Raw genomic sequence first — 13,234 nt, 5'->3', positions numbered from 1 at the left:
TCGCCCTTGCTGCGGGACTCGGGCCGGGGTGCGCCTCCCAGCCGATCACGGGAGGTACAAGGCGGCCTCGCAGCCGAGATCCGGAGAATGACGCGTCGTTGAATGCAACACTGTCACATCGGGCGTGACCATTGCGCCGAACCTCCCATATCCAGGCAGGCATGAAACTCGCCTATCCGAATGCCAGAGACAGTTCGCTCGATGCGCTCGCCACCACCGGACCCGGAGGTGCGGGCCGGCCGTCGCTCGCGCTCTGCGTGCTGCTCTGCCTTGCCGCCAACGCCCTCGCGGCGCTGTCACTCTGGCTGTTCGGGCGTCCGCTGGTGCCGGTGCAGGAGCCCTTGCGCCTCTGGTCATCGAGCTTCGAGCTGGTGGCGAATTCCCAGCATCTGAGCGACCCCTATTCCTTCATGCATGTCCTGTTCGGGGCGGGTCTCTATGTCTTCGTCAACGGGCTGAAGCCCGGATGGCCGGCGCGCTCCAAGCTAGTGGTCGTCGTTCTGGGAAGCGTAGTCTGGGAGATCGTCGAGAACACGCCGCCGGTGGTGCGGCTGTTCAACGAGACGAGCCAGCCGGGAGCTTATGCCGGCGACAGTATCGTCAATTCGCTGAGCGACACGGCCTGCGTGACCCTCGGCTTCTTCATCGCCCGGCTCTTGGGCTGGCGCGCCACGCTGCTTGCGGCCGTAATGGTCGAGATCGCGCTGGTCGTGTCGATCCATGACGGTCTGGTGCTCGGCACGCTGAGAGTGCTGGGCGCAGTCTGAGCCGCTCGCGCCGTCCTCCTTGCGCGGTTTTTACGCGTCCGGCCGGTGCTTGGCAGCACGGGACCTCCTCGCCATATTGAAAGAATGGGCGCGCGCCAGAGCGCGAGCCCGCAACCTGCAGAGCCGCCATGTTTTTCGAGATTCTCCTCTACGCCCTGATCGTGATCGCCACCGTGGCCGCGATGGAAGCGTTTGCCTGGGCGATGCACAAATTCGTCATGCACGGGCGCAGCGGATGGGGCTGGCACAAATCCCATCACGAGGAGACCGAAGGCTTTTTCGAGAAGAACGATCTCTACGCCGTCGTCTTCAGCCTCATGGCCGTCGCCCTGTTCTTCGTCGGACAGGCGCTTTCGCCCGTTCTCCTGGCGATCGCATGGGGCATCACGCTCTACGGGCTTCTCTATTTCGTCGCCCATGACGGGCTGGTGCACCAGCGCTGGCCGTTCCGCTACGTGCCGCATCGCGGCTATGCCAAGCGCCTCGTGCAGGCGCACAGGCTTCACCACGCGGTGGAGGGGCGCGACCATTGCGTCTCCTTCGGGTTTCTCTATGCCCCGCCGATCGACAAGCTGAAGGCGGAGCTGCGCGCCTCGGGCGTGCTGGATCGCGAGCGGATCGACCGCTCGGTGACGGCGCAGGGCTCGGCCCATGCACCCGTGCGCAACTAGGCACCCGACCATGCCGGATCGCGAGACGGGCGGGACTGCCATCGGCAGCCGGCGTGGTCTTCGGCACCGGCCCGTGGTGTCGTAATGACGCAGAACGGCAAGGCCGCCACGGCACCAGGCAAGGCGTATCCGACGACGCCGGACGGACGCTATTTCGTCGTGCGGGGCCGGCTCTGGCGAACGAGCGACCCGTCGCTCGATCCCGAACGGCGCCAGCATCTCGTCAACGAACTGATGTCCGCCCGGCGCGCGGTTCGTGACGCCAAGGACGATGCCGCACTGAAGGCGGAGGCGCGGCAACGCGTGGACGCGGCAAAGACGAGCCTCGGCGAGCGGGGGCCCGTCTGGTGGACGGACGGCGCGCCCGACCTCAATCGGCGGATGGTGGCGGGGACCGCTTATGCCGAATGGTATGAGAGCCTTGGCGACGGGTAGCGAAGCCGGGTGCCGTCACCGTCCTGGTGGGCAGGGCTGCGGGCCTTTCGCGGCACGACCCGCCATGCGCTGTGACGATCGACGCCATGGATGACGACCCGCTGATCCTGACACTGCGCTTCGATGCGACGAGCTTTGCGCGTTTCGACCGGGAGCGGCGGCAGCATTTTCCGCCGGAGCGCAATCTGATCCCGGCGCATCTCACCCTGTTCCATCATCTGCCGGGCGAGCGCTACCGGGAGATCTGCGACGCGCTCGCGGCGCGGGCGGCGGCGCGACCGGCCTTTGCGATGCCGGTGACGTCGCTGCGGTTCCTGGGGCAGGGCACGGCCTATGCCATCGAGAGCCCCGCCCTGGCCGCGCTTAGGCAGGATCTCGCGCGGCTCTGGTCCGGGCATCTGACGCGGCAGGACGCGCAGGGCTTTCGCCCGCACGTGACCATCCAGAACAAGGTCCGGGCTGCCGAAGCCAGGGCGCTTCATGACGCGATGTCGGCCGCATTCGTGCCGTTCCAGGTGACGGCCACGGGTCTGTTGCTGTGGCACTATCGGGGAGGCCCGTGGGAGGCCGCCGGGGAGTTCGCCTTTGCGGGCTGACCGCGAACCGGGTCTGCGTCCCACGACGTCACCGTCGCCTCGCAGGCGTTCCGGCCGAGGCCGATGCCAGCCGCAAGGCTGACGGACGATGCCGTTTCAAACGATACCATCTTGCGGTTGCGCCAAACCGCGCCGTCCGCGGCGGCCAACTCATCGCCGATGGACGTATTGCCGTTGGGGGATTCCCAAGGCAGACTGGTTCGCAAATCGGAAGAGAGCCGGTCAACGGCCAGTCGAGTGAACCGGGAGGACCGAGATGAACTATTCGACGACCAGGACGGTACTTGCAGCTGCAACTGCCTTGGCGGCCTTCGCCTGGCAGGCGCCGGCCCATGCCCAGACAACCCTGACGATTGGTACCGTCAACAACAGCGACATGGTCCGCATGCAGGGGCTGTCGTCGGAATTCGAGGCGGCCCATCCCGATATCAAGCTCGACTGGGTGACGCTGGAGGAGAACATCCTGCGCCAGCGCGTGACGACCGACATCGCCACCAATGGTGGCCAGTTCGACGTCATGACCATCGGCACCTACGAGGTTCCGATCTGGGCCAAGCAGGACTGGCTGAAGCCGCTGGACGGTCTCGGAGACGATTACGACGCGGACGATCTGATCCCGGCGATCCGCAACGCCCTGTCGGTCGACGGCACGCTCTACGCGGCGCCCTTCTATGCCGAGAGCGTGCTGACGCTCTATCGCACCGATTTGTTCGAGAAGGCCGGGCTGGAAATGCCCGAGCAGCCGACCTGGGACTTCATCGCCGAGGCGGCCGAGAAGATCACCGATCAGGATGCCGGCGTCTACGGCCTCTGCCTGCGCGGCAAGCCGGGCTGGGGCGAGAATATGGGCTTCCTCGGCAACATGGCCCGCTCGTTCGGCGCGAATTATTTCGATGCCGACTGGCAGCCGCAATTCGAGGGCGAAGGCTGGACGAAGGCCATCACCCTCTATGTCGACCTGATGAACAAATACGGTCCTCCGGGCGCCGCCTCCAACGGCTTCAACGAGAATCTCTCGCTGTTCGGCCAGGGCAAATGCGGCATGTGGATGGACGCCTCGGTCGCCGCGTCCTTCGTGACCGATCCCAAGCAGAGCCAGGTGCCCGATCAGGTCGGTTTCGCGCCGGCGCCCTGCGGCATCGAGAACTGCCCGAACAACGGCTACAACTGGCTGTGGGCCTGGTCGCTGGCGGTCCCGGCATCGTCTGAAGAGGCCGAGGCCGCGCAGACCTTCATCGGCTGGGCGACCTCCAAGGAATATCTCGCCCTCGTCGCCGAGAAGGAAGGCTGGGCCAACGTGCCTCCCGGCACCCGCACCTCGCTCTATGAGAACTCGGAATACACCGAGGCTGCGCCCTTCGCCGACGCGACCCTGACGGCGATCAACAATGCCGATCCGTCGATGACGGACGACAAGCCCTATGTCGGTCTGCAGTTCGCGGCGATCCCCGAATTCCAGGGGCTCGGCACGGCGGTCGGCCAGCAGATGGCCGCGGCTCTGTCGGGGGCATCGACCGTCGAGCAGGCACTGCAGCAGTCGCAGGCGATCGCGGTCCGCGAGATGACCCGCGGCGGCTACATCAAGAACTGATCCCGGGGCGCGCGACGCCCGGCGGACGATCATGGGCAAGGGCGGCCGCCGAACGAGCCGCCCTGCCGACAGGGCCGCCGGTTCGGGGGCGATGACGGGTGCGCGAAACCACCCCGACTGCATCCGCAGATTTCTCCGTTGGCCCCCCCTGCAATATGCGCGCGGCCCGGCACCATCGCCGGGCCCGTGCGACCCGCCAGGAAAGCCGTGACGTTGTCCGCGTGGCCGGCGACCGGGTTCGAACTTCAGGCTCCGCATCACCCGGTGCGGCAGAGGGGGGAGTGTCATGGCCACCTTGCACACCAAAGCCGCGGCCCGCGCGATGATGGCGCCGGCGGTGATCGTCCTCCTGATCTGGATGATCGTGCCGCTGGCGATGACGCTGTATTTCTCGACGCTGAACTACACGCTCTACAATCCGCTCTCCCAGCCCTTCGTCGGCTTCGAGAATTACAGCTACTTCCTCTCCGACCCGACCTTTCTCGCCGCTCTCGGCAACACGCTGGTGCTGGTGCTCGGCGTTCTCGCCATCACGGTGGGCGGCGGCATCCTCGTCGCTCTGCTGCTCGACCATGACGTCTACGGGGTGAATTTCGTCCGGCTTCTGGTGATCGCGCCGTTCTTCGTCATGCCGACCGTGGCGGCGCTGGTCTGGAAGAACATGATGATGAACCCGGTCTACGGGGTGATCGGCCAGTTCCTGACCGGCCTCGGCTTCACGCCGATCGACTGGATGACCGACGTGCCGCTTCTGTCGATCATCATTATCGTCGCCTGGCAGTGGCTGCCCTTCGCCACGCTGATCTTCCTGACCGCCCTGCAGTCCCTGTCGACCGACCAGAAGGAGGCGGCCGAGATGGACGGGGCGGGGGCGCTGTCGATCTTCTTCTACATCACCCTGCCGCATATGAGCCGGGCGATCACCGTGGTGATCCTCATCCAGACGATCTTCCTCCTGTCGATCTATGCCGAGATCCTGGTGACGACGCAGGGCGGGCCGGGATCGCAATCGACCAACATCACCTACCTCGTGGCGCAGCAGGCGACCTCCTACGGCGATATCGGCGCGGCCTCGGCCGGCGGCATCGTGGCGGTGATCCTTGCCAATATCGTCGCGATCTTCCTCGTCCGCCTGATCGGCAAGAATCTCGACGCCTGAGGAGGGCTGCCAGATGTCACGTCGCATGACCACGAGCCGCAAGATCTCGATGACGGTACTCGCATGGTTCGTCGGACTGGTGATCTTCTTCCCGATCCTGTGGACCTTCCTGACCTCGTTCAAGACCGAGCTGCAGGCGATCTCCACCCCGGCGGTCTTCGTCGGCTTCGAATGGACGCTGGAGAACTACCGGACCATCCAGACCCAGTCGAACTACCTCCACTACATGATGAACTCGATCTATTTGTCGCTCGGCTCGACGGCGCTGGGGCTGATCTTCGCCATTCCCGCGGCCTGGGCGATGGCCTTCTCGCCGACCAAGCGGACCAAGGACATCCTCCTGTGGATGCTGTCCACCAAGATGCTGCCGGCCGTCGGCGTGCTGATCCCGATCTACCTGCTGTTCGTGCGCTTCGGCCTTCTGGATTCCCGCCTCGGCCTGATCGTCGTCCTGTTCCTGATCAACCTGCCGATCATCGTCTGGATGCTCTACACCTACTTCAAGGAGATCCCCGGCGAGATCCTCGAGGCGGCCCGCATGGACGGCGCCAATCTGCGCAAGGAGATCACCCAGGTGCTGGCGCCGATGGCGGTGCCGGGCATCGCCTCGACGGTGCTCCTGAACATCATCCTGTCGTGGAACGAAGCGTTCTGGACGCTGAACCTGACGACCTCGAACGCGGCGCCGCTGACCGCCTTCATCGCCTCGTTCTCCAGCCCGCAGGGCAATTTCTACGCCAAGCTCTCCGCGGCCTCGATGCTTGCCATCGCGCCAATCCTCATCGTCGGATGGTTCTCGCAAAAACAGCTTGTGCGTGGCCTCACCTTCGGCGCCGTCAAGTAAGGAGCTTCCGCCATGGGACAGATCCACCTCGAAAAGGTTCGCAAGACCTTCGGCGACGTCGTCATCATTCCCGAGCTCGACCTGAAGATCGAGGACGGCGAGTTCGTGGTCTTCGTCGGCCCGTCCGGCTGCGGCAAGTCCACCCTTCTGCGGCTGATCGCCGGGCTGGAGGATGTCACCGCCGGGCAGATCATGATCGACGGCCGGAACGCCACCGAGCTGCCGCCGGCCAGGCGCGGCCTCGCCATGGTGTTCCAGTCCTATGCGCTCTACCCGCATATGAGCGTGCGCAAGAACATCGCCTTCCCGCTGAAGATGGCCAATATGGACAAGGCCGAGATCGACCGGCGGGTGGACTACGCGGCGAAGACCCTCAATCTCGACGCCTATATCGACCGGCGGCCGGGACAATTGTCCGGCGGTCAGCGGCAGCGCGTCGCCATCGGCCGGGCGATCGTGCGCGAACCGGCGGCGTTCCTCTTCGACGAGCCGCTCTCCAATCTCGACGCGGCGCTGCGGGTCGGCATGCGGCTGGAGATCTCCGAGCTGCACCAGCGGCTGAAGACGACGATGGTCTACGTGACCCACGACCAGGTCGAGGCGATGACCATGGCCGACAAGATCGTTGTCCTGCGCGCCGGCAAGGTCGAGCAGGTGGGCTCGCCGCTGGATCTCTACACGGCGCCGCAGAACACCTTCGTCGCCGGCTTCATCGGCTCGCCGAAGATGAATCTCGTGACGGGGGCGGAGGCGCAGCGCTACGGCGTCGAGACGATCGGCATTCGGCCCGAGCACGTCACGCTGTCGACCACGGAAGGGACCTGGACGGGCACCGTGAAGGTCGCCGAACATCTGGGCTCCGACACCTTCCTGCATGTGGAATCGCCCATCCACCACGAGCCGCTGACCGTTCGCGCCGGCGGCGAGTTCCCTGTCCATCACGGCGACACGGTCTATCTGACGCCGCAGGAAGACAAGCTGCACCGCTTCGACGGCCAAGGTCTGGCCGTCCGCTAGGACGAGGGCGGGCCGGCGGGACCTCCGCCGCCTTGCAACCGTTCTTGCCCGAACAGCGTCCCGCCGTTCCTGCGCATGCCGAGCGTCTGGCAGCCGCGACGATCAGCCCGAGGAGACCTGCCATGAGCGTCCGGCTTTGCGCCGCCAATCTTCCCGACATCGCCGGCAAGGCCGCGGTGCCGAGCTACGACCGCTCGGGCTTGCGTGCCGGCATCGTGCATTTCGGCATCGGCAATTTCCATCGGTCCCACCAGGCGGTCTATCTCGACGCCTTGTTCGAGATGGGGGAGGGGCACGATTTCGCGATCCTCGGCGCGGGCGTCATGCCCTCCGACCAGGCCATGCGCGACAGGCTGGCGGGGCAGGATTACCTGACCACTGTCGTCGAGCAGGACAATGCCAGCACCAGCGCTCGTGTGACCGGCGCGATGATCGACATGCTGCCGGTGGGCGACACGCCGGCGATCGTCGAAAAGCTCGCCGATCCGGCGATCCGGATCGTCTCCCTGACGGTGACCGAGGGCGGCTATTTCATCGACCCGGACGGCAAGTTCGATCCGGCCCACCCGGCGATTGTCGCCGACGCGCAGAACCCCGAGGCGCCGACGACGGTGTTCGGGCTGATATGCGCCGGGCTGAGGACGCGGCATGCGCGCGGCGTTCCGCCCTTCACGGTGATGTCCTGCGACAACATTCCCCATAACGGCAAGGTCTGCGCGGCCGCCGTCATCGGCATGGCGCGGCTGGTGGATGGCGCGCTGGCCGAATGGATCGCGGCGAATGTCGCCTTTCCGAACGGCATGGTGGACCGTATCACCCCGGCGACCAGCCAGCGCGAGATCGACCATTGCCGCGAGACATTGGGCATCGACGATGCCTGGCCGGTCTATTGCGAGGAATTCAAGCAATGGGTGCTGGAGGACGACTTCCCCGCGGGGCGCCCGGCGCTGGAGAAGGTCGGTGTGCAGTTCGTGCCCGACGTCACTCCCTACGAGCACATGAAGATCCGCATCCTCAATGGCGGCCATGCGATCATCGCCTATCCGGCGGGGCTGCTGGACGTGCATTTCGTCCATGAGGCGATGCAGACCGATCTCGTCGCGCGCTTCCTCGACAAGGTCGAAACCGAGGAGATCCTGCCGATCCTGCCGCCGGTGCCCGACACCGATCTCGGCGCCTATTACGCCCTGATCAAGCGCCGGTTCGGCAATCCGAAGATCGGCGACACGATCCGTCGCCTGTGCCTCGACGGGTCGAACCGCCAGCCGAAATTCATCGTGCCGTCGGTGCTCGACAATCTGCAGGCGGGGCGCAGCCCCACGGGCCTGGCGCTCGAAAGCGCGCTGTGGTGCCGCTACTGCCGGGGCGTGACCGATTCCGGCGCGGCGATCGCGCCCAACGATCCCGATTGGGATCACCTGACCGAACGGGCCCGGGCCGCCGAAACCGACCCGATGGCCTGGCTGTCGATGGACTCCGTCTATGGCGGGCTGAAGGACGAGCCGCGCTTCGCCGAGCCCTTCGCGGACTGGCTGCGCATGCTGGCGGCGAAAGGCACCGCCGACACGCTCCGGACTTATCTCGGTTCGGCCTGACGCGTCCTGGCTTCCGGACGCGGACACGGACGCACCCGTCGAGCTTCCCACGCAGGTCGATCAGGTCGTTCCCGTAGCCGGCGGATCGCTTCTTCATCACGATTTCCGCGTCTCCGGAGCAGGTCGCATACGCTGTCGGCTCGTAAGGTTTCGCAAGGATTACGGATCGCCATGGTAGGGCGCCGAGAGCGCGCTGGGTGATTAATCATGATAAAATTTGTCATGTTATGATCCGCAGCCGGCGATGGTCCATCGCCGACCGCGATTGATGGTGCTCCGCGCGCGGCGCTGCCGTTATAGCCGCAGTCTGTGCGAATAAATTCATCAGAAATACTCGCCTACAGGCCAAGCCGGAAAGTATTGTTGCGCATGCGCGCCGGATCCGTAGGCACCTATCCGTCCTGCGGTCGCCCTTTCCTTTAGCCGCACAAGCAACTCGGATGAAACGTTCGACGCGGTCACCGCCTTTCTCGGGTCAGGCAACGAGGAACGCTCGGCTGAGCGATCCGCGCATTCCCCCGCCAGTTCGCAGGGTGAACCGCGCATGCGCCGACAAAGGAGACGATCATGGTTACGACAGTTGGAACAGAGACCGACATCAAGTCGCTGGTTCGCGATCTCATCATTCTCGAGCACGACGCCATCGCGGCATATGAGACCTGCATCGAGAATCTGAGCGACAAGAGCCTTGCGACGCAGGTTGCGGCCTTCCGCAAGGATCACCAGCAGCATCTCGACGTGCTGCATGAGATGGCGCGCGAACTCTCCTTCGATCCGCCGACCTCCGGCGACATGAAGCAGGTCCTGACGACGGGCAAGGTCGCGCTGGCCGGGCTCATGGGCGACGCCACGATCCTCAAGGCCATGAAGACCAACGAGGACGACACCGTCGCGGCCTATCGGCGCGCCGCCGACCATGGCGATGCGGTGCCGAAATCCAAGGCCTTCTTCGCCAGCGCGCTGGCCGACGAGGAGCGTCACCGCGCCTGGATGGACAGCACGGCGGCCAGCCTCTGACCTCCGGATATCCCGGCATCCGCCGGCCGCACTGAACCAGATTCACTGAAACTGAAGGGACAGATCATGTTTCACCATTCGTCCAAGCTCCAGTACACCGTCCGCGTCGACAAGCCCGATCCGCAGTTCGCCAAGCTCCTGCAGCAGGCGATCGGCGGCATCGAGGGCGAGATCCGCGTCGCCATGCAGTATTTCTTCCAGGCCATGGGCGCGCGCGGTGACGACCGCATCCGCAACCTCTTGATGTCGACCGCGACGGAAGAGCTGTCCCATATCGAGTTCCTTGGTCATGCGGTCGCGCTGAACCTCGAGGGCGCCCCGGTGAGCGCGCAGGAGGAAGCGGCCAAGGACCCGGTGGTCCACGCCATTCTGGGCGGCGCCAATCCGCGCCATCTCCTGTCCTCGGGCCTGTCGGCCATGCCGGTGAACGCGAACGGCGTGCCCTTCGACCTCAGCCATGTCTATGCCACCGGCAACGTCGCCGCCGACATGATGGCGAATGTCACCGCCGAGGCCGGCGGTCGCGTGCTGGCGTCGCGGCTCTACAACTGGACCGAGGATGCCGGCATGAAGGACATGCTGTCCTTCCTGATCGCCCGCGACACCATGCACCAGCAGCAGTGGCTGGCCGTGCTGGAAGAGATGGGTGGCCTGACGGCGTCGCTGCCGGTGCCGAACTCCACGCCGGAGAGCCATGAGGCGACCGAGCACTCCTACTACTACCTCAACACGCATCTCGACGAGGACGCCCCGCAGGGTCGCTGGGCCTCCGGTCCGTCCCTCGACGGCCGCGGCGAGTTCTCCGTCAAGGCGCAGCCGGAGCCGCTCGGCCAGAAGCCGACGCTCGGCAAGGCCAAGCCGAATTCCGGCGCCCAGACCGAGCAGATCTGAGCCTGAAACGTGCCGGGCGGGACAAATCCCGCCCGGCACTCCTTGATATCCGATGCGGCACGCGCCGGTCTCGTCCCGCCCTTGGCGGCGACGGGGCCGGCGTTGTCGTTGGCGCCCTGCTTCAGAGCGGCAGGCTGAACTGCGTCGGCGTGTCGTCCGGCATACCCTCGCGTATGAGCGAGGAGAGGGCGACGCCCAGGAGCCGCACCCCCTTGTCGAAGGGCATCGCTGCGCCCAGCAGGGAGAGTGCGATGCTTTCGAGATCATCGCGCGAGGCAACCGGCTGGACCGCGGACCGGGCGCGGGTGATCTGCTGGAAGTCGGCAAACTTGACCTTCAGCGTGACCGTGCGGCCGCGAATGGTGCTGGTCTCGCAATAGCGCCAGACCTTGTCGAGGATCGGCTGCAGCGCCTCGCGCATCTCGTCAAAGGCGAAGAGATCGGTGCCGAAGGTGTTTTCCGCGCCCACCGACTTGCGGATGCGGTTGGCGCGCACCGGGCGTTCGTCGACGCCGCGAGAGATGGAATAGTAATAGGGGCCGGTCTTGCCGAAATGCTCCTGCAGGAAGGGCAGCGATTTGTCGCGAAGATCGCGCCCTGTGTGAATGCCGAAGCGCTGCATCTTGGCGGCCGTTGCCGGACCGACGCCATGGAAGCGGCCAACCGGGAGATCCTCCACGAAGCCTGGCCCCATGGCCGGCGTGACGACGAAGATCCCGTCCGGCTTGCGGTAGTCGGACGCCAGCTTGGCGAGGAACTTGTTGTAGGACACCCCGGCCGAGGCGGTCAGCCCGGTCACGTCCCGGATGCGCTGGCGGATCATCTCCGCGATCTGCGTGGCGGAGGGGATGTCGTGGAGGTTCTCGGTGACGTCGAGATAGGCTTCGTCCAGCGACAGCGGCTCGATGATCGGCGTGTGCTCGGCGAAGATCGCCCGGATCTCGGCCGAGATCGCCTTGTAGACCTCGAAGCGCGGCTTGACGAAGATCAGATCGGGGCAGCGCCGCCGCGCGGTGACCGAGGGCATGGCCGAACGCACGCCGTACACCCGCGCCTCGTAGCTCGCCGCCGCCACGACGCCGCGTTCGCGCGAGCCGCCGACCGCGACGGGGCGTCCGCGCAGGGACGGATCGTCCCGCTGCTCGACCGAGGCGTAGAAGGCGTCCATGTCGATATGGATGATCTTGCGCTGCCTGGCGGGCGCGACGGGCAGCGCGTCCGGCGCGTCGTCCACCGCCGGCATGTGCGTCTCCCGCACGATCGCGTTGTCTGGGGGCGCCTCGTCCATCCGCCTGCCGTCGTCACCACATCCGTCCGACATTCCGCCCTGCGCGGGTCACGCTGGCGGGCTAAGGCTCCGCGCGGCGCGCACCGGGGCGTGGCGGTTCGGCGTTTGTTCGACCTAGCAGAAACACGCCGGACTGGCTGCAGCAAAACCGTGACATCATGTCCTGCCGTACGCCTCGCTTCCGGCGATTGGCGCCATGGCACGCCGCACCTAGATAGCGCGCATGGCGGGGCAGAAGGGCAGGCGTGACGAGGCGCAGGAGTGCTGGCTGTGCGGCCGGCCGCTGGGCCGCCGCATCGAATGGCATCATCCGCAGCCCAAGAGCCGCGGCGGACGACAGGTCGTTCCGGTTCATCCGATCTGCCATCGCACCATCCACGCCAGCTTCACCAATGCGGAGCTCGACCGGATGACGGCGGACGGGATTGCCCTGTCGCAGCATCCCGGCATTGCGCGGTTCCTCGGCTGGATCGCCGGCAAGCCGCCGGATTTCCACGCGCCCACCCGCAAGAAGAGCTGACCACGGCAAAAGTGGCGGGCGCATATCCGCGTTGGAACCTTGCGCGCGCTGCATCGCTGTTGCCACGCGCTTTCGCCTGCAATCGGAAAATCCGGCCTGTCATGACCCAGCCCAGCATCAGCCTTGTTGGCAACGCCCCGCACGAGCGGGACCGCTCCGCCGCGATCGATGCCAGCGACAGCGTCATCCGCATCAACAATTGCTTCGGCCTCGGCGGGGTCAACGGCAGTCGTACGACCCATCTCTTCCTGATCAATTGCGGCGGGCAGATGCGGGAATGGCTGGACGATCCGGACTTTCTCGCACGTGCGGCGTTGGCGCAGGCCGGCGAAATCCTGCTGCCGATCCATCCGCAAAAGGACGATCTGATCGAACCGCCCCTCGACGAGGCCGAACGCAAAGTCCCCGATGCACGCAACTGGGCGCCGGAGGCCGAAGCGATGCTGCGTGCCGATGGCCGGACCGTGACCCGGGTCGGCGTCGACATTTTCCTGCGGGCCTGCGGCGTCATCGGCTATGCGCGGCCGCAGCGCAACATGAGCGCGCCGTCCACCGGTCTCATCGCGTTCCTCTGGGCGCTCGACACGTTCGGCGGCCCGATCGACGTCTACGGTTTCGGCTTCGACGGCTGGGACGGACATCGCTGGAACCGCGAACGGGCGTTCTTCGAGACGATTCAGGACGAAGACCGAGTGCGGCTGCATCCGCTTTCCTGACCGCGACGCATCGTCGCTTTTGCGGAGCGTCCTGCCGTTGCGGCGGCATATTCGCGTGCTGGCCGCTCCCGCGGTGAGAGATTTTCGTTTGCCGCGACCATGAATCGGCAGCCGTGCCGGGCCGCCG

The 13,234-nt window shown here is 65.9% G+C and carries 14 protein-coding genes; 13 read left to right on the top strand and 1 reads right to left on the bottom strand.

Features of this window, described 5'->3' with window-relative positions:
- The first annotated feature begins 161 nt into the window (after positions 1-161).
- The 11 genes from N7I30_RS06110 to N7I30_RS06060 all read left to right on the top strand — a co-directional run bounded on the left by N7I30_RS06110 (position 162) and on the right by N7I30_RS06060 (position 10,583).
- Positions 162-767, top strand: a complete 606-nt coding sequence (locus N7I30_RS06110; RefSeq protein ID WP_498637461.1) for a DUF2585 family protein — start codon at positions 162-164, stop codon at positions 765-767.
- 128 nt (positions 768-895) lie between these two features.
- Positions 896-1,438, top strand: coding sequence for a sterol desaturase family protein (locus tag N7I30_RS06105; protein WP_024349178.1), 543 nt, complete (start codon positions 896-898; stop codon positions 1,436-1,438).
- A gap of 84 nt (positions 1,439-1,522) precedes the next feature.
- Entirely contained in the window at positions 1,523-1,873 is a 351-nt protein-coding gene (locus N7I30_RS06100) for a hypothetical protein (protein ID WP_498637459.1), read from the top strand.
- Positions 1,874-1,959: 86 nt separating this feature from the next.
- Positions 1,960-2,469 carry a 2'-5' RNA ligase family protein gene (locus N7I30_RS06095; protein WP_498637828.1) on the top strand — a complete coding sequence of 170 codons (510 nt, stop codon included), beginning with the start codon at positions 1,960-1,962 and terminating at the stop codon, positions 2,467-2,469.
- A gap of 256 nt (positions 2,470-2,725) precedes the next feature.
- Positions 2,726-4,060 carry an ABC transporter substrate-binding protein gene (locus N7I30_RS06090; protein WP_498637457.1) on the top strand — a complete coding sequence of 445 codons (1,335 nt, stop codon included), beginning with the start codon at positions 2,726-2,728 and terminating at the stop codon, positions 4,058-4,060.
- A gap of 286 nt (positions 4,061-4,346) precedes the next feature.
- A complete protein-coding gene (locus N7I30_RS06085; protein ID WP_498637455.1) occupies positions 4,347-5,219 on the top strand; it encodes a carbohydrate ABC transporter permease in 873 nt (290 codons plus the stop codon).
- Positions 5,220-5,232: 13 nt separating this feature from the next.
- The gene (locus N7I30_RS06080; RefSeq protein ID WP_187392642.1) at positions 5,233-6,063 is read left to right on the top strand and encodes a carbohydrate ABC transporter permease; all 831 of its coding nucleotides are present in this window, start codon (positions 5,233-5,235) and stop codon (positions 6,061-6,063) included.
- 12 nt (positions 6,064-6,075) lie between these two features.
- Positions 6,076-7,080: an ABC transporter ATP-binding protein gene (locus N7I30_RS06075; RefSeq protein ID WP_498637452.1), complete on the top strand. Its 1,005-nt coding sequence runs from the start codon at positions 6,076-6,078 to the stop codon at positions 7,078-7,080.
- Positions 7,081-7,202: 122 nt separating this feature from the next.
- On the top strand, positions 7,203-8,675 hold the full coding sequence (locus tag N7I30_RS06070; RefSeq protein WP_498637450.1) for a mannitol dehydrogenase family protein: 1,473 nt from the start codon (positions 7,203-7,205) through the stop codon (positions 8,673-8,675).
- Between the two features lie 567 nt (positions 8,676-9,242).
- On the top strand, positions 9,243-9,692 hold the full coding sequence (locus tag N7I30_RS06065; protein ID WP_009208420.1) for a DUF2383 domain-containing protein: 450 nt from the start codon (positions 9,243-9,245) through the stop codon (positions 9,690-9,692).
- 66 nt (positions 9,693-9,758) lie between these two features.
- On the top strand, positions 9,759-10,583 hold the full coding sequence (locus N7I30_RS06060; RefSeq protein ID WP_009208421.1) for a manganese catalase family protein: 825 nt from the start codon (positions 9,759-9,761) through the stop codon (positions 10,581-10,583).
- Between the two features lie 121 nt (positions 10,584-10,704).
- Here the strand turns inward: N7I30_RS06060 and dinB are convergent, their stop codons facing one another.
- The gene (dinB, locus tag N7I30_RS06055) at positions 10,705-11,826 is read right to left on the bottom strand and encodes a DNA polymerase IV (RefSeq protein WP_498637448.1); all 1,122 of its coding nucleotides are present in this window, start codon (positions 11,824-11,826) and stop codon (positions 10,705-10,707) included.
- A 268-nt stretch (positions 11,827-12,094) separates the two neighbouring features.
- Here dinB and N7I30_RS06050 point away from each other — a divergent pair, with 268 nt between their 5' ends.
- A complete protein-coding gene (locus N7I30_RS06050) occupies positions 12,095-12,391 on the top strand; it encodes an HNH endonuclease (RefSeq protein ID WP_498637446.1) in 297 nt (98 codons plus the stop codon).
- Positions 12,392-12,492: 101 nt separating this feature from the next.
- A complete protein-coding gene (locus N7I30_RS06045; RefSeq protein ID WP_498637444.1) occupies positions 12,493-13,107 on the top strand; it encodes a glycosyltransferase family 29 protein in 615 nt (204 codons plus the stop codon).
- Positions 13,108-13,234: the final 127 nt, after the last annotated feature.

It is taken from the genome of Aurantimonas litoralis, assembly GCF_026153195.1.
In the GTDB taxonomy this organism is placed as follows: Bacteria; Pseudomonadota; Alphaproteobacteria; order Rhizobiales; family Rhizobiaceae; genus Aurantimonas; species Aurantimonas coralicida.
Note: the sequence above shows the minus strand (reverse complement) of the source record. Positions and strands in the feature narration are given on the sequence as shown.